Source organism: Pseudalkalibacillus decolorationis (assembly GCF_024609785.1).
Lineage (GTDB): Bacteria > Bacillota > Bacilli > Bacillales > Fictibacillaceae > Pseudalkalibacillus > Pseudalkalibacillus decolorationis.
The window spans coordinates 41,634-64,412 of sequence record NZ_JANHJQ010000011.1 but is presented as its reverse complement, the minus strand read 5'-3'; the positions used below and the strand labels follow the sequence as shown (position 1 = coordinate 64,412).

Below are 22,779 nucleotides of genomic sequence, written 5' to 3'. Positions count from 1 at the left end.
TGGTCAGTCCAGCGTTATCACACGATGTAAAGTTTTAATTTCGATATTGCTTATAGGATGTGGCACTTTTAAACAGCGAAGGTTTTGATTATCCTCTTTTTTGAACACATACTAGGAAGGGGAAGGTAACATGTTCTCTATGTTATTTCCAGCTTTTGAATCTGGTGTCATTTATGCGATTATGGCACTTGGTGTTTACCTCTCTTTTCGTATTCTGGATTTCCCTGATTTAACTGTAGATGGCAGCTTTGTCACCGGTGCTGGTGTTGCTTCCATTATGCTTGTAAACGGGCAATCACCTGTTTTGGCTACTATTGCCGGAATGGGAGCAGGTTTTATTGCAGGTTGCATTACAGGGGTTTTGCATACGAAAGGAAAAATCAATCCACTGCTATCCGGTATTCTTATGATGATTGCCCTTTATTCAATCAACTTGAGGATTATGAATGACCGCCCAAATATTCCATTACTAGGGCAGGAAACACTCTTCTCGATGTTCCGATCTTTCTGGGAAGGGTTGGGAATCGATGAAGCACTGAATTCAGTTTTTGCAGGAATTGGCCTTGATCCTACAACTTGGTCGATCATGGCGTTAATGATTTTAGTTACGTTTACGATTAAATTTTTCACAGACTGGTTTTTACGAACAGAAATTGGATTGGCGTTACGGGCTACAGGTGATAACAAGCAAATGATTCGTAGCTTTTCAGCGGATACGAATAAACTGACTGTACTTGGGTTAGGGGTTTCCAATGCGTTTGTAGCCCTTTCAGGAGCCTTAATTGCACAGTACAATTCATTTGCCGATATCGGTATGGGGATCGGGATGATTATCATTGGTCTTGCATCTGTTATTATTGGAGAGGCTCTCTTTGGTATCAAAACAATCATGCGTACGACCCTCGCTGTTATAGGAGGAGCCATTATTTATCGAATTGTAATCGGATTAGCATTAGAACTTGGCTTCAAAGCAGGTGATTTGAAGCTTATTACAGCAATGCTTGTGGTCATTGCACTTGTACTACCTAAGATACTCGAAGGACAAAAGGAGCGGGCACGTAAAAAGCGAAAGCGATCTGAGTTTGAAAAGACGTACGCATTGGGCCCTGAAAAGGAGGGAGATAACGTTGCTTCAACTAAATCAAATTCACAAAGTCTTTAACGAAGGGACGTTGGATGAAAAAATCGCCCTCTCCCACATTAATCATGCCCTTGATCCAGGAGACTTTGTTACGGTAATCGGTAGTAATGGTGCAGGGAAATCTACGTTAATGAATGTGATTTCAGGAGTTCTCAGTCCCGATGTAGGTGAAGTTGTGATAGAGGGGAAGAATGTTACGAATCTACCTGAACATAAGCGAGCTGCTTTCATAGGAAGGGTGTTTCAAAACCCGCTAGCAGGGACAGCGCCATCGATGACGATTGAGGAAAATATGGCAATGGCTTATGCGCGCAATAAAAAAAGAGGATTCCGAGCAGGAGTGACGAAAAAGTTAAAAGGATTCTTCAAGGAGTCGTTAGCAACGTTACACCTTGGACTCGAGGATCGTTTGAATGCAAAGGTTGGCATGCTTTCAGGCGGTGAACGGCAAGCGCTTTCACTTCTGATGGCCACATTTACTGAACCGAAAATATTACTGTTGGATGAACATACAGCTGCCCTCGATCCATCCAGAGCAGAACTTATTACAACGTTGACAAAAGATATCGTGCAGCAGCATCAATTGACAACGCTGATGGTGACCCACAACATGCAGCAAGCATTGGATTTGGGTAATCGATTGATCATGATGGATAAAGGACAAATTATCCTTGAAGTCAGTGGAAAAGAGAAAGAAGAACTGACGATTGAGCAATTACTTCAAGAATTTCAGCGTATTCGCGGTTCAAAAATGACAAGTGACCGCGCCTTGTTAAGTTAGGTGTCACGGGGATAGATGCAGCTGCTATTTATGAACAGTTGCCTATCCTTTTTATTTCACGTTAAGAAAGTATAAAAGTTTGCGGCATGGATGTAATGTCCAGCTTCAGCGCCCAACCACTTGGATCACTTCAGGCCTCCTGCGGCGGCAACAGCCTCCTCGTCGGTCTTCCAGTGACCTTCGTGGCTAAGCAGGGCGCTTGGGCTTTTCTTATGTAAAACAATAGAGATAAAAATTTCAGGAGAGTTACTGGAGGTACCTTATGGGACAACAAGAGCAATGGGGATCAAAGTTATCATTTATTTTAGCAGCAGCGGGTTCCGCGATTGGATTAGGAGCAATCTGGAAGTTTCCGTATGTTGCAGGCTCAAGTGGTGGAGGAGCATTCTTCCTCGTATTTTTAATCTTTACGTTTTTAGTAGGTTTCCCTTTATTATTAGCAGAGTTTGTTATCGGTCGTAGTACACAAAAGGAAGCCATTTCAGCGTATCGTACAATTGCACCTCGTTGGACATTTATTGGCCGAATGGGTGTATTTACTGCATTTATACTACTATCATTCTATAGTGTAATCGGTGGCTGGATTCTATTATATTTTGGGGCAACACTTACCGGATATACAATGGGTGTTGATAATTACGAACAGTTGTTTGGATCAATTATTTCAAATCCATGGACTGCGATTGGAGCACAGCTCGCGTTCATGTTCTTAACGATTATCGTTGTTGCTAAAGGGGTTAAAGAAGGTATTGAAAAGGCATCTAAGTGGATGATGCCAGCATTGTTTATTCTCTTTATCGTGTTAATTGCTCGGTCGCTAACGCTTGATGGTGCAATGGAAGGTGTGAAATATTTCCTTCAACCTGACTTTAGTAGATTAAATTCAGAAGGGGTACTTTTCGCACTCGGACAATCCTTCTTCTCATTAAGCTTAGGTGTATCCGTTATGGTTACGTACAGTTCCTATTTATCGAAAAAGGAAAGCCTTGTAAAATCTGCATCTTCTATCGTGATGATGAACATTTTTATTACGATACTTGCAGGTCTTGCAATATTCCCTGCTGTATTCTCCTTTGGATTTGAACCGACTGAAGGGCCAGGGCTCCTGTTCATCGTATTGCCATCTGTATTTGCACAGATGCCTGGTGGGGTTATCTTTTTCGGAGTATTCCTTGCCTTATTCCTGTTCGCAACCTTAACTTCTGCATTCTCAATGCTTGAGATTATCGTTGCTTCCGTTACGAAAGACTCAGGTAAACAAGTTCGTTCTAAAGCTTCATGGATGGTAGGACTAGCAATCTTTGTAGTCGGAATACCAGCCGCATTATCGTTTGGTATCTTAGGAGATATCAAGATGTTTGACAAAACGATCTTTGATTTAATGGACTACCTAGTAAGTAATATTATGTTACCTCTAGGAGCATTGCTGATTTCAATCTTTGTTCCTTGGAAGATGTCTCGTGCGGTGCTTATCGAGGAATTGACAGACGGCAGCAGCTTTGGGAAGAAAATGCTTGCCCTTTGGATTTTAATCTTAAAATTTGTTGTTCCAGTCGTTATCATCATTGTATTCCTTGATGCGCTCGGTGTACTTGATATGATTTTTGGTAAGTAAAATATTGAGAAAGAGCAGCCGGTTTCGTGGGTTGCTCTTTTTACATTTGGATAGTAAATCAGAACTTCGGATAATAATTCACTAAGTTTGGATAATATATCGCTAGGTAACTAGGCTGAACAATGGTTAAGATTTAATTCATTGGTCGATTATATAGTAAAATGAGGCTGACAACTTAGAGTGAAAATGAAAGGGGAAATATAATGTTAAACAATAAAGTTGCAATTGTAACCGGTGCATCACGAGGTGCAGGAAAAGCAATCGCCGCGAGACTTACTACAGAAGGTGCAAAACTAGCGATCATTGGCTCAACGGAACAAATCCATGAATCGGCAAAAGAATTGATTGAAAACGGTGCGGATGTATTGAGCATACAGGCAGACGTTTCTAATGAACAACAGGTGAAAGCTGCGTTCAAACAAACGTTGGATCATTATGGACAAGTTGATCTTTTGGTTAACAACGCTGGACTTGGATTTTTCAAACCAACTGAAGAGACTACACTTGACGAATGGCAACATGTATTCGCTGTAAATGTTCAAGGGGTTTTCTTATGTACGAAAGAGATTCTTCCGTTCATGAAGGAAAAGAAGACAGGTACAATTATTACAATCTCTTCCGACGTAGGGCGACGTACGATTGCAAACGCAGCGGCATATACTTCCTCGAAATATGCTGTACAAGGATTTATCGGTTCAGTTGCACAGGAGGTTCAGAAATATGGAATTCGCGCAGGTACAATCAACCCGGGGGCGATCGATACATTTTTTGCGAATAGCCGGCAAGGAGAATCACATAAAGAGGACTGGTTGAAGGTCAATGATATCGCAGAAGCGGTGTGTTATATGGCATCGGCCCCGAAACATATGGTCGTGGACGAGATCATGCTCCACCCGCTTTCACAGGAATATCCTAGAATCTAATAATCGAAATGAAGGAACTGAGAAAGTACGTGAGAAAAAGAATACGCATTGTGGATATATGTACAAACCAGTTGATTAAAATACGACATAGTTACTTGAAAAAAAGGAAACAGCCTTGTGTTGTTTTTCTTTTTTTTTTTGACAATATTTATAAAAAGTCTATTTGGCCATTTCCATTAATCAACTTCAATACTTTAGTGCTTTTCTTCGGTTAATTGCATTTCACTTAACAAAATGATATTATATCGTTAAATAAACGTTATATTTATTATGAATAATATTATAGATATAAACATACGTAGTGGATGCAAAGGAGGCGGTATGTTTGAAGCCAGGAATGGAAGTGGGACAGAAGGCTACCATTACAGCCCAGGTAACACCTGACATGTATGCACAATTCGAAGGAAACGTTGTCCATCCAGCTTATTCGACTGTATCAATGGTTTATCACATGGAGTGGGCTGCAAGACAAATCATATTACCATACTTGGAAGAGCATGAGGAAGGGATCGGTGGTGGTATCAAAGCAAACCACTTAAACCCGACGCCTGCTGGAAGTACCGTCACGATTACAGCCACCCTCAGAGAAATCAAAGGAAAAGCAGTAATCTGTGATCTAGAAGTGCGTAACGAAAAGGAAATGATCGGTGAAGGGGAAGTTACACAATACATCCTTCTTAAAGAAATGATTGAAAAAAAGATACAATCAATGAAAGTCTAATTTTTTTTGCTTTCAAATGAAAGCGGTTACGAGTTTTAAAGTTTAGAAGATTATCAGTATTGGGGGATTTTACATCATGTTTGAACGTATAAATGGGCACGAGCAAGTATTATTTTGTAATGATCCAGACACAGGGTTGAAGGCGATCATCGCCATACATAATACAACCCTGGGGCCTGCGCTTGGTGGTTGTCGGATGAGACCTTATGCTTCAACAGATGAGGCGATTGAAGATGTACTACGCCTCTCAAAAGGGATGACGTATAAATGTGCAGCAGCGGATGTGGATTTTGGCGGAGGAAAATCAGTCATAATCGGAGACCCGTTAAAAGATCGCACTCCAGAGCTATTCCGTGCATTTGGTCAGTTTGTTGAGTCCCTGAATGGTCGTTTTTACACAGGTACTGATATGGGAACAACACCAGAAGATTTCGTTCATTCTTTGAAAGAAACGAACTGTATCGTTGGTGTTCCAGAAGAATATGGCGGAAGTGGTGACTCTTCTGTTCCAACAGCACAAGGTGTTTTATATGGATTGAAGGCGTCTAACAATGTTCTTTACGGATCGGATGACCTCGCAGGGAAAGTGTATTCGGTTCAAGGTCTCGGAAAAGTTGGCTTTAAAGTTGCTGAAGAGCTTTTAAAAGCCGGAGCGGACATTTACGTGACGGATATCAACGAAAATGCAATTAAAACCATTGTTGAAATAGCTGAAGGACTAAAGGGAAATGTGAAGGTTGTGGAAGGAAACGAAATATACAGTGTTCCTGCTGATGTCTTCATTCCATGTGCACTAGGTGGAATCATTAATGACGAAACCATCGAGCAGTTGAAAGTTAAAGCAGTCGTTGGGTCCGCAAACAACCAGCTTTTAAGAGATGAACATGGTTCGTTTTTACAGGAAAAGGGTATTCTCTATGCTCCCGATTACATTGTTAACGCAGGGGGACTTATCCAGGTTTCTGATGAGCTTTACAATCCAAACAAAGCAAGGGTTCTTGCTAAAACAAGAGCCATATACGATACATTGATGGAAATCTATCAGAACTCCAGAGAAAAATCAATTTCAACTGCTAAATCTGCAAACCAGTTTTGCGATGATCGACTATCAAGCCGTATGAAGAGAAACAGTTTCTTTAGTCACAAAAAGCGCCAGAAATGGGCTGTACGTAATTAAGGAGGAATCTTATGGACACGCAATTTCCTATAAAGCAGATTTTAAATGAAGATGGAATCGTTGTGAATTCGGAATATGAAAGTGAGATGACCGAATCATTAACGAAAGAGCTCTACACAAAAATGTTGCGAGCTCGTTTGTTTGATAAAAAAAGCGTTAACTTACAACGTCAAGGAAGAATCGGAACTTATGTGCCTTTTGAAGGACAAGAAGCGGCTCAAATTGGAAGCGCTCTCGTATTAAAAGAAGGAGACTGGATGTTCCCGACGTATCGTGACCATGCTGCTACGCTAACGTATGGTCATTCCCTCCGTAATCTTTTCTTATATTGGAAAGGATACCCTATGGGCTGTGTACCTCCAGAAGGGAAGAAAATCTTTCCACCCGCGGTTCCGATTGCCTCTCAATTGCTTCACGCAACTGGTACAGCTTGGGCTGAAAAAATGAAAGGGACAGACCATGGCTCGATTGCTTATTTCGGGGATGGTGCGACTTCAGAAGGGGACTTTCACGAAGGCTTAAACTTTGCGAGTGTTTTTGATGTTCCAGTCGTCTTCTTTAACCAGAACAATGGGTTCGCGATTTCGGTACCTGTCGAAAAACAAATGAAATCAAAGACAATTGCTCAAAAAGCGGTTGCATATGATATTCCTGGAATCCGACTTGACGGAAATGATGTATTTGCGGTTTATTTCGAAACGAGAGAAGCTATGAAAAATGCACGAAACGGAAATGGACCGACGTTGATTGAAGCCGTAACGTATCGTTATGGTGCACACACAACAGCTGATGATCCAAGCAAATATCGTGACCAGGAAGAAAGTAAGCGTCGTCGTGAGCAAACCGACCCACTCGTACGAATTGAACGCTATATGGAGCATAAGGGCTTCTGGGAAGATTCTTGGAAGGCTAAAGTAGAAAATGAGATCACAGTTGAAATCGAGAAGGCTGTTGAAGAAATGGAAGCGTTCGGAGCGGCTCCATCTACAGATATGTTCACGCACGTATTTGAAACACCAACATGGACAATACAGGAGCAGTTGGATGAATTCGAAGCTCGGGCAAAGGAGGAAGTGTAGATGAGTACGGCAGTTAAGACGCAAAAACAAACGATGGTTCAAGCAATCACGGATGGCATGAGGACGATGATGCGAGAACACGATGATGTTATCGTATTAGGAGAAGATGTTGGCCGCAACGGCGGTGTTTTCCGTGCAACTGATGGACTGATCGATGAGTTTAGTGACAAGCGAATCATTGATACACCTCTTGCAGAATCGGGAATTATCGGAACATCCATCGGACTGGCAATGAACGGTTTTCGCCCGATTGCAGAAATGCAGTTCCTTGGATTCATTTATCCAGCTTTTAATCAAATCATGACACACGCTTCTCGAATTCGTTCACGTACACTCGGGCATTTCACTGTACCTCTGGTAATCCGTGCACCTTATGGGGCAGGAGTTCGTGCACCTGAAATTCACTCGGATAGTGTGGAGGCACTCTTTACACATATGCCTGGAATTAAGGTCGTTGTACCATCAAATGCATATGACGCAAAAGGATTGTTAATTGCGAGCATCGAGGATCCAGATCCAGTTATCTTCCTTGAGCCAATGCGTTGCTACCGTTCGCATAAGCTAGAAATCCCTGAAGAAAAGTATATTGTTGAAATTGGTAAGGGAGCACGTCTTCAAGAAGGAGAGGATATTACCCTAATCGCTTGGGGCGCAATGATTGATGTAGTAAAGAAGGCGGCTAAAGAAATTGAAGAGAGCGAAGGTATCACGTGTGATGTTCTTGATTTAAGAACATTGTTCCCGCTTGATCGTGACCTAATCGCGGAATCGGTTCAAAAGACTGGTCGTGCGGTTATCGTACATGAAGCACCCGGCACTGGTGGTGTTGGAAACGATATCGTATCCCTAATAAATGATACATCCTTCCTGCATATGCGCTCGCCAATTAAGCGTGTAACAGGCCATGATACACCAGTACCAATGTTCGCAATAGAAGATGATTACCTGCCAAATTCAGACCGTGTAAAACAAGCCATAATTGATACTGTACGTTTCTAAGATAGGAGGAGTAAGATGATCGAAGTAAAGCTTCATGACATTGGCGAAGGAATTACAGAAGGAGAGATCATCCACTTTCATGTTTCTCCTGGGGACACTGTTAAGATCGACCAGCCTCTTGTTGAGGTTCAAACTGATAAAGTTACTGCGGAGCTTCCATCTCCAGTTGCAGGTAAGGTAATAGATATTAAAGCTTCTGAAGGAGACGTCGTTACGGTCGGAACAACGATTGTCTTAATTGAAAAAGAAGGTAGTAAGCCTTCTAGTGAAACACCGGAAGAAAAGCCGGTAAAAGAGAAGGTTGCAGTCAACCAAGTCTCCTCAGCTAAAACAGAATCAGTAAGCTCAATCGAACCGATGACTCGATTAACCCGAAGAGTACTAGCTGCACCATATACCCGAAAAGTAGCACGTGAAAATAAAATTGATATCGAACAGGTAAATGGAAGCGGTCCTGCAGGAAGGGTCACAGAGGAAGATATAATCCGTTTCGTAAACGGTGAACAACAAGATACACATGATGAAGCCGCTGAAGATTCTGTAACAACTGCGCAAATAATCAAACCGACGATCGAAGTGAAGGAAATCCCATTTAAGGGTAGAAGAAAGCAAATTGCCCAAAAGATGACGCAGTCACTCTATACGATACCGCATGTTTCACATTTCGACGAGGTCGATCTAACAGACCTTCTTGAATTGAAGAAAACATTGAAACAAGCAGATCCCGATGGAACGAAGGGCATGAACGTATCCCTTGCTGCATTTTTCCTGAAAGCGATACAGCTATCATTACGTGATTATCCTATTTTCAATGCAAAGCTTGATGAAGAAAATGAAGTCATTCGTCTCGAGGGCGAAGTGAATATGGGTCTAGCAACAGATACTGACGATGGACTTATCGTTCCTGTAGTTAAAAATATCGAGCAAAAGTCTATTTCTACAATTAACAGTGAAATGAAGGAATTAATTAAAAAGGCGAAAACAAACCAATTAAAGCCATCAGAAATGAAGGGTGGTACATTTACGATCAGTAATGTTGGGCCACTTGGAAGTACTGGTGCTACTCCGATAATTAATCACCCAGAAGTTGGTTTAATGGCTTTTCATAAAACAAAGAAAATGCCAGTCGTCATTAATGATGAAATCGTCATTCGTTCGATCATGAATGTTTCCATGACATTTGATCATCGAGTTGCTGATGGTGCGACGGCGGTAGCTTTTACAAATCGTTTTATACACTATATCGAAAATCCTGCAGCAATGACATTGGAGCTGATATAACATGGTTGTCGGTGAAGTGATACAAGAACGTGAGCTGATTATTGTGGGTGGCGGACCTGGAGGATACAATGCAGCAATCCGTGCTGCTCAACTAGGCATTGAAGTTACGTTAATCGAAAAGGGAGATCTCGGTGGAGTTTGCTTAAGTAAAGGCTGTATTCCTTCCAAGCTCTCTGCTCACACAGCAAGTAAACTATCAGACTGGAAACACTTGCAACAGATTGGAATTGAAGCAGGTGAGCCATCTTTTAACCTGGAACAGCACCATAAGTATATGGGACAAATCGTTTCCTCACTGCAAAAAGGTGTGGAAAGTCTTTGTAAGGCGAACAAAGTAGAAGTGATCAACGGTACCGGTTCTTTTATGACTGGAAATCGAATCGGTGTTGAAGTAGGCGATACGTTTGAAATGTACAAATATGAAAAGGTGATTATTGCGTCTGGTGCGAGTTCATTCATCCCCGAAGTGTTTAAGGTAGATTCAGAGCGCACTTTTTCTGCACAATCGATATACGGTATTCAAGAGATTCCTGAACACCTTTTCATTTATGGTACTGATTACATTGCGCTTGAAGCGGCAACTAGCTTTAACGCTCTCGGATCAAATGTATCGATCGTAATGGATGATGCTGGATTTGGATTTGATGCGGATATAGAGAAGGAATTAGGCAGAGTATTGAAGAAATCCAAAATTAAAGTTATTAAAAATAGTTCGGTTGATTCTGTTGAAGAGAAGGATGGGCAGGTGATCGTTCATCTTACAAAAGGAGAGGACGAAAAGCTTTCTCTTGAAGGTAGCCATCTACTTGTTTCAGCAGGTTTTACACCGAATACGAAAGAAATTGGAATCGACGCACTGTCTATCGAGACAGATAAAGATGGGTTTATTGTCATCAACGAAAACAGTGAAACTTCTGTAAAAGGAGTGTATGCTGTAGGAGATGTCACGATTGGTCCTTCACTTGCAGTGAAAGCCATTAAACAAGGGAAAATTGCTGCAGAGCATTGCGCGGGACGTAACAGTGAACTAAACCTTCGTTATATACCAGCGATCGTGCATACCTCCACACCTATTGCAACGGTCGGTCTGACAGAAGCAGGAGCTGTTGAAGAAGGATTCTCAGTGACAACCGGTCAATTTTCAATGTCCGGAAACGGTTATGCGGGCATTACTGGGAATAAAGAAGGCATTGTTAAAGTGATTAAAGATGCTGAAACAGACCTTCTACTCGGTGTTCATATGATCGGTCATGGTGCTGTAGAAATGATAACATCAGGTGTGACTGCTATGGAAATGGCAGCACGCGATGAGGATCTTATGTATGGATTCTATCCGCATCCAAGCTTTAATGAAGGCTGGCTTGAAGCACTGGAATGCTTATCTGGGGAAGCTATTCATTTACCACCAAATAAGCAACAACAGAAAAGTGCACCTGAACCAGTTAAATCGTAAACCATTAAAATTGTGCTACCACAGTTTTTTATGAGAGCTGTGGTAGTTTTTGCAGTGTTTCGGAAGCTATAAAATTGTTAGCGTTGTATAAATTTACTAGGGCAGGTACTTGCAGAGTTATAAGCTATTAGGACTGGGCAAATGGTATTTGCGGTCCTTGTAACTACCTGTAAAGGGAAGGTTTTGAGAGATCAATAAACCTTTTGCAATGGATCGAGATGTTTGTAGGAACTCCGTACACTGTTTATTTGTAATGGTTGTATCAATTAAAAGAGCATAGTCGTACAAAGTGTGGATATGGGCATCTTTGTATATGCTCTCACAGTAAGCACAACTCCACTTTCCACGTAATCTCATCATCGGTATTTTGTAGCAAGATGGACAATGTACCCCTCTCGTTATTTCAGACTGATCCAAACCAAATTGTTCAAGTATGTTGGTGTCTAGTGACGTATCCTTTTTGATTAGTAGGCGTGACAATCTTTTTACGTCTTTTTGGGATACGATTTCTTTTTGAAAACGTAAGCTTATCCCTTCAATTCGTTCGGGGAGGGTAGCTGCATGGAGAACTTTCTTAGTAATATCGGGTTGATTACTCAATGTTCTGAATCCTGTTCGTGGGTTACTGATTACTACAAAAGGAATGATCGGTATTTGGGGAAATTTAGCTTTTTGAATGAGAGTGGAGAGTTGATTTTGTTGCCGATTAACTTGTGTAATAGGATCAGGAAAAATATCTTCACGATCATCGATTTCCCGAATAAGCTGTTTAGTATTTTGATCAAAGGTCAGCATGCCAGAATAATTTTTCACTTCTAATAATAAGAAAACACTTGTGGATAAAATAAGGGTGTCGATTTGGAAGAAATGGCCTTTTTCATCTGGGAGTCTTAAACCGTTCAGAATAAAGTATCTGTTTTCGGGGAGATAAGAAAGATGAAAGTCGGAGGATTCCTCACCTCTATGTCCTGAGGATCTCTTTCTTAATTCCTCTTTAATTCTTTGTATCTTCGGATGTGTTGGGGATATACGTCGGAGTAAAGCATCCAGCTTTTGAATTATTAAAGGAACCTTTCGTTCTATTTTCAAATAACCACTCCTTTTTTAAAAATAACATATAAATTCTGTTAAAATAATAGAATTCCTTTTAAAAAAGCGTTTTTATGCAAAAAGTTGATTCTAATATGTAAAAGGAACTCTAAAAGTGAAGGTTGACTGTTGTCAACCCTCAATATTGGTCGTATTTAATAATTTTTATATTGTAACTCGAAAAATACGATCGCAACTTGGAAAATACGAGCGTAACTCGAAAAATACGATCGCAACTTGGAAAATACGAGCGTAACTGGAAAAATACGATCGTAACTTGGAAAATACGAGCGTAACTCGGAAAATACGAACGTAACTGGAAAAATACGATCGTAACTCGGAAAATACGATCGCAACTGGAAAAATACGATCGCAACTCGGAAAATACGTGCATAATCAGAAGATACAAGTGCACCTGGAAGTCTCAGTACAATCGGATGTTTTTTCACGTTAAGAAAGGTATCAGTGTAATTAACGCTCAGCTTAAGCAAAGGTTGGCATTACTTAATATTCTTGTGGCGGTAAGTACGTATTTGTCGAGGGGTAAGGGCATAATCCGAGCATAGGAGAGACCCGTCCATTCTACATAATACAAAATATTCGTCCTTATCTTGTATGGACTTTCATCATTAAAGCCGCTATTGATATGAATAATAGATAATCATGAGCAGAGTACATGCTTCAGCTGTATCATTTTTATATTCATGTTCATAGTTTGCTGAAAATCGAAGGACCTCATTTTCCTTTAAAGGGTGCGAGTGATCTTTAACAATTAAAGTCATCTGTCCTATTTGAACGAATACATACTCTTCTACACCTTCGCCATGTGCTGCACTTTTATAGCTGCATCCAGGTTCCAATGTAACCGAATACGCCTCAAACCGTCGATTGGCTTCAGTCGGAAATAGCATACGTACGAGATACCTTCCTTGATCCTCTAACAATGGTTCTACATTTTCAATTTTCACTTTTGAAAAGGCTGGCTTTTCCTCTTCAACAAAGGATGAAAAAGAGACGCCAAGGCCGGATGCGATTTTCCACAAGGTACTTACAGTAGGACTTGAAACACCACGTTCGATTTGACCAAGCATCGCCTTACTTACCTCGGTTTCCTTAGATAAATCCTCAAGACTTAAATGACGTTGTTTTCGAATTGATTTAATTTTATTTCCAATCATTTGATTCACTTCTTGTGACATATTTTTTCTCCTTGACCTTAATGGATGTTATAACATACAATAAGTATAATATAACATATATAAATTGTAATTATAAATGAGGGAGGGACATTGAATGAATACAGTACTTGCCGGACGGTTGTCATCATCACTGCTAAGTCAGGGGTTAAAAAGCGGTATCGGAATTGCGATCGGCTACATGCCTGTTGCTTTTACATTCGGACTTTTAGCGAAAAGTTCTGGGTTATCGTTATTTGAAACGGTAAGTATGAGCGTTTTGGTCTTTGCAGGAGCGTCACAATACATTGCACTCACGTTAATTGCAGCAGGTATTGGAGCACTAGAAATTATTACAACAACGTTTATTGTAAACATTCGTCATTTATTAATGAGTGCCTCCATAAGTGAAAAGGCAGAAGCGGATCCCAAATGGCTTAAAGCACTTTATAGCTTTTTTATAACTGACGAAACGTTCTTAGTTGCAGCTACTCGAAACGAGAAAATACAAGCGGCCTATATGCTTGGCATCGGGATCATTGTCTATGGTAGCTGGGTTGTGTTTTCAGGTGTTGGTTACTTGATAGGAGCTGGACTCCCTACAATCCTACAGGAAAGTATGGGTATCGCTCTTTATGCAATATTTATCGGACTGCTCGTTCCAAGTGCGAAAACATCAAAGAAAGTTATTATGTTGGCAGCAATAGCAGCAGTTATTAATAGTATTTTAACGTTTGCGAGCACAATGTCAACGGGATGGACAATTATTTTATCAACACTTATCGCATCTATAGTAATTGAAATGCTTTGGAAAGGGGAGCATCAAAATGCTTGAATCATATATTTGGGTGATTATCGGAATGGCGGTTGTAACATTTATCCCGAGAATGCTTCCACTCGTAGCATTCCAAATGGATACGATTCCACCGTTTGTTAGAGGTGTACTGAAAAATGTTCCCTATGCGATATTGGGTGCATTAATTTTCCCAGGTATTATCACATTTAATGAAAATAGTTGGTTAGGAATAATCGGTGCAATCACAGCATTTATCGCAGCATATCTTGGGGCAAGCCTGATTATCATCGTATTGGTGTCCATTCTTTCTTTAAGTTTAATAGGATTCGTGCTGATTTGACAGCCTTTTTGCTTTTTTAATTATCGAAAAGGTGGTATAGTGAGAATACTCTAAAAGGATGGTGAGCAATAATGATGTTGCTTCGTTATCTAGTAATAGGATTTTTTTCAGTAACAGCTGTTTCTTTAATTGCCTTTCAATCAGTAGAAGTATTTCAAGCATTCATGGAAATGTTTTTTCACGACATAAGAAAAAAATAAAGCGTTTTCACAAAAGAGCTCATAATGAAAGCTCTTTTTTTCTTTGTTAATTTGAGGGATTTGATTTCCTATAAGTGTGTCGGGTTTTCTTTTATAAGGGTTGGGAAAACTAAAACAGAATCTAAAAAAAGGAACTGATAACGTGAAATTAATAGCGATTGATATGGATGGAACACTTGTAAACAATGAGATGTCTATCAATAGAGAAAATGTTGAAGCAATAAAGCTTGCACAAAGATCAGGAATTAACGTGGTAATTGCCACCGGTAGATCTTATGAAGAGGCGATCACGCCAGTAGAAGCAGCAGGATTAACATTGCCAATCATCTGCATTAACGGCGCTCAATTTCGTTCATCGGATGGAACGATCTTGGATAGTATTCCGATTTCAAAAGAACTTTACAAGGAAACGGCTAAAGTTCTCAACGCACATTCAGTTTATTATGAACTGTACACTAATAAAGGAACGTATAGTGATGATGGTGATATGGCGATTGAAATCATTGTTGATATCATTCGTAGTGCCAACCCAGAGATTCCGGAACATAAAGCCCATGAACTTGCAGAATATCGTGTTCGGAATGGCCGACTAGAAACGGTAGAGCACTATAGCTCGGTACTTGAGAACCCGGATATGGAAATTTATAAATTATTAAGTTTTTCAAGAAATGACGAAGATCGAAGCAACGCATTTAACTCATTGTTAACATTCAGTGAGTTAGCAATTAGTTCATCAGCTAAAGATAACATTGAGATCACACACCGTGATGCCCAAAAAGGAATCGCTATACAAAAGTATGCCGAGGAGCTAGGAATTGATTTGAAAGAAGTCATGGCAATTGGGGATAATTACAACGATGTTTCCATGTTCGAACTTGCGGGGTATAGTGTGGCAATGGGAAATGCGGAAGAGGATATTAAGAAGCTCTGTTCATTTACAACGAAAACAAATGATGAAAGCGGAGTTGCGCATGCAATCTATACATTTATGAAGCAAAATGACAAGGTGCTTTAAAATGGAAATGGAGGGAGCCCGACTTGAGAGCTTCCCCTGTTAAATTAAATATGCATAGATGTAATGTCTAGCTCCAGCGCCCAGGTGTTCGAGGTCGCTTCGATTATTCCACAAACACAAAAAGCGTGTTATGTTGCAGAATCTCCAGCGCTTGCACCACAGGCATAAGGGCAACTAAGGTAATCGCCTTAGCGTTTACCAAGTTTTCTTTATCACACCTGAACAGGGCGCTTCCGCTTTTCTAATATTACACAATTCGTTTCCGGATAGCCGAACTGATGTAATCGATGATACTTACGAATACGATGATAACGAGTAAGATCATACCGACTTCATCCCAATTACGGTTTCTTGATGAGATAACGAGTAATGTACCAATACCACCAGCACCAATAATACCGAGGATAGTGGACGCACGAACATCAATTTCGAATCGATAAATCGCATACGACATGAACTCAGGTATAACTTGTGGGATGATTCCATAGAAAAAGATTTGAATCTTATTAGCTCCATTCGCTTCCATCGCCTCAACGACATTCATATCAATTGATTCGATTACCTCAGAATAAAGTTTACCGAGCATACCAACTGAGTGGATCGCTATCGCAAGTACACCAGCGAAAGCACCGGGTCCAATTGCTACGACAAAAATTAAGGCGAGTAAAATTTCAGGGAATGTGCGATCTGCATTTAGAATCCATTTTCCTATAGTATTAAAAACAGGATTGCTATTAATGTTCGAAGCTGCTAAGAACCCAAAAGGGACAGCAAGAATAGCGGCCATGAACGAACCAGCAAATGCAATGAACAATGTTTCCATCATATAGTCCATTACCTTAGAAGCAAAGGTGAAGTCAGGGCTGAATAGCTTAGGAATTACACGATCAATGTTGATCAACGTACGTTCACTGAATATCCTGCCCCATGGTACTTCAATCGTAGCAAATGTCCAAACATATAGTACAGCTAATCCAATGCTAATGACGATGTTTCTAAGTATTTTGAGTGAGTTTTTCTGCGGTTTAGGAGGTATATTGATGTTCACTATACAAGTTCCCTCCTTAACTTGTTACTAATGTAATCAATGACAACAACGACAACAAACGTTATAACGATTATCGTACTTACATTTTGATAGCTCAGAAAGTTCAGCTGCTGACGAAGAATTAATCCGATTCCACCAGCACCAACAAACCCTAGAACAACAGAAGCACGTACGTTGATTTCGAATACATATAAAGTAAACGATACGAACTGTGGAAGCACTTGTGGAACGACTGCATACCAGATTACTTGAATTGTGTTGCCACCAGATGCACGGATTGCCTCCAGAGGGTTCATGTCAATCGATTCGACCGTTTCACTGATTAGCTTGGCGAGAATTCCGAGTGAGAAAATAATCAATGCTAGAATACCTGGAAATATACCGATTCCGAATAACCCAACAAATACAACGGCAAGGATGAGTTCAGGAATGGTTCGCATAATATTTAAAAACATTTTTATAAAGTTATAAAGGAACTTATTTTGTACAATGTTGTTAGCTGCAAGTAAGCTGAATGGAATACATAAAATACCTGCGATTGTCGTAGCAACTAAAGCCATTTTCAGCGTTTCAAGAAGCTTCTCCCATACGATACTTGCATACGCCCAGTTTGGTGGAAAAAGCTGAATGACCATGTTCCATACGTTAGTAAAGAAAGCTTGATCAAAGCGAAGTACCGATGCGTTTGTCATATATGAACTGAAAATATAGAAAGCAAGCACAATCACCATAATTACATTCATCTTTAGCTTTGTTCGACCCGAAACGAGACTCGTAGGAACTCGTCCTGTAGGGTTAAGGGGTTTCGACATCTTCCTTGCCCCCTCGAATATCATCCTCTTTAATTGGACGACCGTAGATTTCTTCAAATGTCTGTTCATTTACTTCACTGGCAGGTCCATCAAAGACGATCTCACCTGCGCGCATCCCGATGATTCGGTCCGCATATTCCATCGCCATGTCAATAAAGTGGAGATTAACGATTGTCGTAATATTATCCTCTTGATTGATTTTCTTTAAATACTTCATTACCTGATGAGACGTCGGAGGGTCGAGACTTGCAACCGGTTCGTCAGCAAGGACAACTTTTGGCTGCTGGGTCAGTACACGGGCAATTGAAACACGCTGTTGTTGTCCACCACTGAGCTGATCAGCACGGGAATAAATCTTGTTTTCGATATTGACTCTCTTTAAGCTTTCATACGCAAGTGCCATATCCTCTTTGGAGTAGAGGTTTAGGATGCTTTTCAATGTTCCTGTATGACCTAAACGCCCAGATATTACATTTTTCATAACTGTCGAACGTTTAACGAGGTTATAGTTTTGAAAAATCATACCAACCTTCGTACGGAGGTTCCGAAGGTCTTTCCCACGGTAATCGAGGATATTCTCGTTATCTATGAGTAGGTCGCCCGAAGTAGGAGTAACTAAGCGGTTTATGCTACGAATAAAAGTAGATTTCCCAGCCCCTGATAATCCTACAATTACAACAAACTCTCCATCATTTATCTTTACATTTACATCCTTTAATCCTTGTGTCCCATTCGGATAAACCAGTGATAAATCCTTCAATTCAATCATACGAACTCCCCTTTTGAAGCAATTAAAAAAAATGTTCTGACATAAAGAAAACTTGGCAATGCCAAGCCTTTGGCGCAGGGTGAGCCTTAGTTGCCCTTATACTATAGAAGGTATTTTTATACTTTCTTAACGTGTGAAAAAGGGGAGAAGGCTTGCTCCTCCCACTTTTAACCGTTAGTCTAGTGAAATTGAATCTTTAAACTTTTCGTATGTGTCTCGAACGACATCATATTCACTATCTTCAGCCTCAATGATTGCATCCCAAGTATATACATCATTCATGATTTTGATCATTTCTTTATCTTCATTGAATGAAAGGAATGTTTCTTTGATTTTCTTTTTGAATTCGTCATCAAGTTCTTTCGTCAAGGAAATGGTGTCATTTGGAATTTCTTCTGTATACTCAACAACCTTAAGCTTCTCCATCACGTCTGGGTAATCTTCTTTAATGGTGTCACGGGCATCATCAAACGTTGTTGCGACGTCAGCTGTTCCGTCGTATACAGCGATTAATGCGTTATCATGTCCACCAGACTCAACGGTTGTTTTAAAGAAGCCAGATTGAACATCCTCCACATCAAACATGTCCATGATTTGAGCTGCCGGGAATAAAAATCCACTTGTAGAAGTCAAATCGGGAATTGCCCATGTTTTCCCTTTCATATCTTCGAGAGAATCGATTTCAGAATCTGCCCGGACAACATATTGTGCTTTGTATGAACCGCTTCCATGTCGCTCGGACTTCAAGATAACCTCAACACCATGCTTATCATTAGCTAGAACATAACCGAAAGCTGGTAGGAATCCGATCTGAACCTTGTTACTACCCATTGCTTCAACAAGAGCAGAATAGCTGGTCATTACTTTTCCTTCGACTTCCATACCAAGTTCTTCTCCAAGTTTATCTGCAAGTGGCTTAACTGTATCCGCAATTTTATCTGAATCCTGTGATGGCACGAATCCCATAACGAGTTTCTCTGGTTTTCCGTCCCCTCCGCCGCCACCGTTTGAACTATCGCTAGTGCCACATGCTGCTAACCCAATCGTAAGCAATGCTGCAAACAATAGTACAATAAATCTTTTCATCCCTTTTCCCCCTAAAAAAATTTAATTCAACACTTTAATTATGCAATAATTCTGTAAATTTAGCTATAGAATTTTTACATATTTTACACTATATTTACAGTTCCTTTTTGCTATAGATTGCTAGAAGCTTTATAATTGCAAGAGATTAAGGGGTTGAAATTTTTTGATAAGGGATGAAAAAAATGAAGCATTATTATCCAGAAAGTAAATTGATTATTTTTGACTTAGATGGAACATTATACGAGGATACTGATCACTTCGATTATTATGCTTCTTTATTAAAGGAAAAAGTGGCAATAGACTTAAGAAGTCGTTTTCAAGCGGATTACGAAGCGATGAAGTGTGGAGAACATCCAATTGGGATTGGGAAAGCATATGACGTTGACCGAGATGTTGTGTTGACACTCGATCCATTAACATTACAAGTGACACACGTTCAAGAATGGGATGGAACACAATGGAGCGCGGAGAAAATTGATGCCATCTACTCAGACCACCTTATCTTTGATTTTGAACATATGATTGCGATTGGTGACGGTTGGTGGCTACCATTTGCTGCAGCCAAGCATTACGGAGTCACAGGTGAAGAGACGTATTCCTGCTATACGAAAACAAAGGACTTCATGGTCACCGATCAATTTCAGCTGACAAAAACGCCTGGATTAATTGACGGACTTAAACGATTGAAGAACGAAGCAGAGATTGTTTTAGTAACAAATAGTGAAGCGGATGATGTCGGCCGTTTATTAAGTGAGCTAGAATTGGATAGCCTTTTTCAAGAGATCGTACCGCTTGCCCAAAAGCCTGTGCAAACGAAAAAAATCTTCCTAGAACTCTTTGATAAGCATAACGTAAAGCCTCATGAAGCTGTTTCAGTAGGGGATAATCTGATTAATGAAATCGTACCCGCTTTGTTGTTAGGAATGAAAACAATCTATATTCAACCTACTGGTATCGAACTCGAACATGAAAATTTGAAGGTTGTATCAAGCCTTTCAGAAATATTTAGCGAAATAAAATGATAATGACAAAATAGATGAAACGATTGAGCCGAAAGGGTATTCATGCATGCATTTAATATAAAATGAGGCACGTTTGCTCCTCTGGCTTATTTTTTCAGAAAACATTGATAATGATTCTCAAATTCATTGACAATGATTATCATTTGAAATAAACTTAAGAAGGAGATTAAAGAAGAAGGTTAAAAAGTACTTTAAAAAAGGGGAGAAATATATGTTTTCTCTTGAAACAAAAAACATAACGCTTTCTTATAATGAAACAAACATCATTGAAAACTTAAATTTAAATATACCTAAGGGCAAGATAACTGTATTAATCGGGAGCAATGGTTCAGGGAAATCCACTCTTTTAAAGGCAATGGCCAGATTATTAAAGCCCAAGCAAGGTAATATTAATATTAATGGTAAAGATATACATCATTCCTCTACAAAAAAAATTGCAAGACAGCTTGCGATTTTGCCACAGTCACCCGTAACACCTGAAGGACTCACCGTTCTTCAGCTTGTGAAGCAAGGGAGATACCCTTATCAAAACTGGCTTCAACAGTGGTCAACAAAGGATGAAGAGGCTGTTCAATCTGCATTAAGTGCAACGCGTCTTGTTGAACTTGCAGACCGCCCAGTCGAAGCTCTTTCAGGGGGACAAAGACAAAGAGCATGGATTGCGATGGCTCTTGCTCAAAATACAGAAACGATTTTACTGGACGAACCAACGACTTATTTGGATCTCGCACACCAAATTGAAGTCCTCGATCTACTGTTTGATTTGAATCAAATGGAACAACGTACTATCGTAATGGTTCTTCATGACCTGAATCTTGCTTGTAGGTATGCAGACAATATCGTTGCAGTCCATGATAAAACAATTTATGCACAAGGAGCACCAGAACATATTGTTACACCGACTATGGTGAAGGATGTTTTTGGTTTGGAAGCTCAGGTTTCTTGTGATCCTATGTTTGGAACTCCGTTGTGTATTCCGTGCGGGAAGGGTCGTAGAGCAAACAATGCCATACGCGCAGCTCACGCCTGAACATCAGTCATTTCTAGCTGAAAATTGTCGTCTATGTCTTAAGAAGCCCTCTGATGGTTACTCTATTGCAGCAGAGGATTTGCTGCATTTACATACAGCCGAGGCATATATTGAAAAGATTATGCCGCTCATCAAAGCGCCTAATCAGCTAGTGACAGCTTCACAGTTTTCAAAAAGGTATGCGTTTTTGATGGTTGCCCCGTTTTTTTCTAGTTTTAGTTTGTTAAACCGTGTATTAGATATACAACCAAATAATTGTGTGGTGGAAGCCAAACAAAGTGATGGTCACTTTTTACCGGAACTATCACTACTTTCACTTGAAGCCAAACAAGTCAATAAGGACCGAAAGATAGAGATGGAATCAGGTCTTGAACAGTTGTTTCGCAATCACATATCGGTTATTTGGGGAAACTTAGCGAAAACGAGTAATGTACCTTTTCCTGTTTTATGGGAAAATACAGCGACTTATATATATTGGCTTTACGAAACTACGTTTGCAAAGCATGCTGAAGGAGAACTAAAGGCTACAATTGCTGAGGATTTTCAAAATATATTAGACGCACCTGGCGAATGCTTTGGTCTAAAATATAATCCTTTCAAAAAGTATTACTTTGAGAAACAGCCACTTATCAAGAGTGATCCGGGGATACGAGTCCGGAAAACATGTTGTCTTTACTATGAAATAAGCCCTGATCGAACATTTTGCAAAAATTGTCCTAGATGTTTATCTGGCTATGTTCCTCAACCTACAGAGTAACCAATACAGCACAAGGCATTTGTCCGTCAAAACGGCAAATGTCTTTTTTATAGTATCAAAATTTATAAGTTGAACTGGATTTAGGTATTGTCTTTTTGAGATTTGTAGTGGGCATTTTGATGAGGTATTGGACTATAACGAGGAATAAATCGAAGGAACGTCAACTTAACGATGTAAAGTTCATCCGTTGCCACCCATTTAGGTGGGAAAGTCATATAACGTTTGAGTTGAGATGCCTTTTTGGGGAATTAATATGAATTTACCTCCGCCCCAAATATTAATTCGGCCACGAAATCCAATATATCGGTCGCGGATTGAATTATATCGGCCACGCATAGTAAAATAATCTTAATTTTTCACTGTGTCCCTTGATGAAAAAATTTTAAACTCCTAATATACAAGAGAAAGAACGGATCTCCATACGATGGCCGATCCGTTTTTTCTTAGGTGGTTATAGAAAATATGAAACT

22 protein-coding genes are annotated in these 22,779 nt (G+C 40.0%); 16 read left to right on the top strand and 6 right to left on the bottom strand.

The annotated features are described in order from the left end of the window. Positions 1-130: 130 nt before the first annotated feature. The 10 genes from NON16_RS12145 to lpdA all read left to right on the top strand — a co-directional run bounded on the left by NON16_RS12145 (position 131) and on the right by lpdA (position 11,170). A complete protein-coding gene (locus NON16_RS12145) occupies positions 131-1,162 on the top strand; it encodes an ABC transporter permease (RefSeq protein ID WP_257349352.1) in 1,032 nt (343 codons plus the stop codon). After that, on the top strand, positions 1,128-1,922 hold the full coding sequence (locus NON16_RS12140; protein ID WP_257349350.1) for an ABC transporter ATP-binding protein: 795 nt from the start codon (positions 1,128-1,130) through the stop codon (positions 1,920-1,922). The genes NON16_RS12145 and NON16_RS12140 overlap by 35 nt, the downstream gene beginning before the upstream one ends. 262 nt (positions 1,923-2,184) lie before the next feature. Continuing rightward, positions 2,185-3,537, top strand: coding sequence for a sodium-dependent transporter (locus NON16_RS12135; RefSeq protein ID WP_257349348.1), 1,353 nt, complete (start codon positions 2,185-2,187; stop codon positions 3,535-3,537). Positions 3,538-3,740: 203 nt separating this feature from the next. Then, complete coding sequence (locus NON16_RS12130; protein ID WP_257349347.1) at positions 3,741-4,460, top strand: SDR family oxidoreductase; 720 nt, start codon at positions 3,741-3,743, stop codon at positions 4,458-4,460. A gap of 325 nt (positions 4,461-4,785) precedes the next feature. Further along, positions 4,786-5,181 carry a thioesterase family protein gene (locus tag NON16_RS12125; RefSeq protein ID WP_257349346.1) on the top strand — a complete coding sequence of 132 codons (396 nt, stop codon included), beginning with the start codon at positions 4,786-4,788 and terminating at the stop codon, positions 5,179-5,181. A gap of 76 nt (positions 5,182-5,257) precedes the next feature. Next, positions 5,258-6,358, top strand: coding sequence for a Glu/Leu/Phe/Val dehydrogenase dimerization domain-containing protein (locus NON16_RS12120; RefSeq protein ID WP_257349345.1), 1,101 nt, complete (start codon positions 5,258-5,260; stop codon positions 6,356-6,358). A gap of 11 nt (positions 6,359-6,369) precedes the next feature. Further along, positions 6,370-7,437, top strand: coding sequence for a pyruvate dehydrogenase (acetyl-transferring) E1 component subunit alpha (pdhA, locus tag NON16_RS12115; protein ID WP_257349343.1), 1,068 nt, complete (start codon positions 6,370-6,372; stop codon positions 7,435-7,437). Next, positions 7,438-8,436 (top strand): alpha-ketoacid dehydrogenase subunit beta, encoded by a 999-nt coding sequence (locus NON16_RS12110; protein ID WP_257349342.1) that lies wholly within the window; start codon positions 7,438-7,440, stop codon positions 8,434-8,436. Between the two features lie 15 nt (positions 8,437-8,451). Further along, on the top strand, positions 8,452-9,717 hold the full coding sequence (locus tag NON16_RS12105; protein WP_257349340.1) for a dihydrolipoamide acetyltransferase family protein: 1,266 nt from the start codon (positions 8,452-8,454) through the stop codon (positions 9,715-9,717). A 1-nt stretch (position 9,718) separates the two neighbouring features. Next, the gene (gene lpdA / locus NON16_RS12100) at positions 9,719-11,170 is read left to right on the top strand and encodes a dihydrolipoyl dehydrogenase (protein ID WP_257349338.1); all 1,452 of its coding nucleotides are present in this window, start codon (positions 9,719-9,721) and stop codon (positions 11,168-11,170) included. Between the two features lie 117 nt (positions 11,171-11,287). Here lpdA and NON16_RS12095 read toward each other — a convergent pair whose 3' ends face one another. Continuing rightward, positions 11,288-12,259, bottom strand: coding sequence for a nuclease-related domain-containing protein (locus NON16_RS12095; protein ID WP_257349337.1), 972 nt, complete (start codon positions 12,257-12,259; stop codon positions 11,288-11,290). Positions 12,260-12,897: 638 nt separating this feature from the next. Then, the gene (locus tag NON16_RS12090; protein ID WP_257349335.1) at positions 12,898-13,458 is read right to left on the bottom strand and encodes a helix-turn-helix domain-containing protein; all 561 of its coding nucleotides are present in this window, start codon (positions 13,456-13,458) and stop codon (positions 12,898-12,900) included. Between the two features lie 94 nt (positions 13,459-13,552). Here NON16_RS12090 and NON16_RS12085 point away from each other — a divergent pair, with 94 nt between their 5' ends. From NON16_RS12085 to NON16_RS12075, 3 genes are all read left to right on the top strand, one after another. Beyond that, positions 13,553-14,269 carry an AzlC family ABC transporter permease gene (locus NON16_RS12085; protein ID WP_257349333.1) on the top strand — a complete coding sequence of 239 codons (717 nt, stop codon included), beginning with the start codon at positions 13,553-13,555 and terminating at the stop codon, positions 14,267-14,269. Beyond that, on the top strand, positions 14,262-14,570 hold the full coding sequence (locus NON16_RS12080) for an AzlD domain-containing protein (RefSeq protein WP_257349331.1): 309 nt from the start codon (positions 14,262-14,264) through the stop codon (positions 14,568-14,570). The genes NON16_RS12085 and NON16_RS12080 overlap by 8 nt, the downstream gene beginning before the upstream one ends. A gap of 342 nt (positions 14,571-14,912) precedes the next feature. Beyond that, positions 14,913-15,785, top strand: a complete 873-nt coding sequence (locus tag NON16_RS12075; RefSeq protein ID WP_257349330.1) for a Cof-type HAD-IIB family hydrolase — start codon at positions 14,913-14,915, stop codon at positions 15,783-15,785. Between the two features lie 247 nt (positions 15,786-16,032). Here the strand turns inward: NON16_RS12075 and phnE (NON16_RS12070) are convergent, their stop codons facing one another. The 4 genes from phnE (NON16_RS12070) to NON16_RS12055 form a co-directional block, all read right to left on the bottom strand. After that, positions 16,033-16,833, bottom strand: coding sequence for a phosphonate ABC transporter, permease protein PhnE (gene phnE / locus NON16_RS12070; RefSeq protein WP_257349329.1), 801 nt, complete (start codon positions 16,831-16,833; stop codon positions 16,033-16,035). Next, positions 16,833-17,645, bottom strand: a complete 813-nt coding sequence (gene phnE / locus NON16_RS12065; RefSeq protein WP_257349328.1) for a phosphonate ABC transporter, permease protein PhnE — start codon at positions 17,643-17,645, stop codon at positions 16,833-16,835. The genes phnE (NON16_RS12070) and phnE (NON16_RS12065) overlap by 1 nt, the downstream gene beginning before the upstream one ends. Beyond that, entirely contained in the window at positions 17,629-18,414 is a 786-nt protein-coding gene (phnC, locus tag NON16_RS12060) for a phosphonate ABC transporter ATP-binding protein (protein ID WP_257349327.1), read from the bottom strand. Before phnC ends, phnE (NON16_RS12065) begins: the two co-directional genes overlap by 17 nt. 174 nt (positions 18,415-18,588) lie before the next feature. Next, positions 18,589-19,500, bottom strand: coding sequence for a phosphate/phosphite/phosphonate ABC transporter substrate-binding protein (locus tag NON16_RS12055; protein WP_257349326.1), 912 nt, complete (start codon positions 19,498-19,500; stop codon positions 18,589-18,591). Positions 19,501-19,682: 182 nt separating this feature from the next. Between NON16_RS12055 and NON16_RS12050 the strand changes: the two genes are divergently transcribed. The 3 genes from NON16_RS12050 (at position 19,683) to NON16_RS12040 (ending at position 22,309) form a co-directional block, all read left to right on the top strand. Next, a complete protein-coding gene (locus tag NON16_RS12050) occupies positions 19,683-20,522 on the top strand; it encodes an HAD family hydrolase (protein WP_257349324.1) in 840 nt (279 codons plus the stop codon). Between the two features lie 211 nt (positions 20,523-20,733). Then, positions 20,734-21,552, top strand: a complete 819-nt coding sequence (locus NON16_RS12045) for an ABC transporter ATP-binding protein (protein WP_257349323.1) — start codon at positions 20,734-20,736, stop codon at positions 21,550-21,552. Continuing rightward, positions 21,479-22,309: an IucA/IucC family C-terminal-domain containing protein gene (locus NON16_RS12040; protein WP_257349321.1), complete on the top strand. Its 831-nt coding sequence runs from the start codon at positions 21,479-21,481 to the stop codon at positions 22,307-22,309. Before NON16_RS12045 ends, NON16_RS12040 begins: the two co-directional genes overlap by 74 nt. Positions 22,310-22,779: the final 470 nt, after the last annotated feature.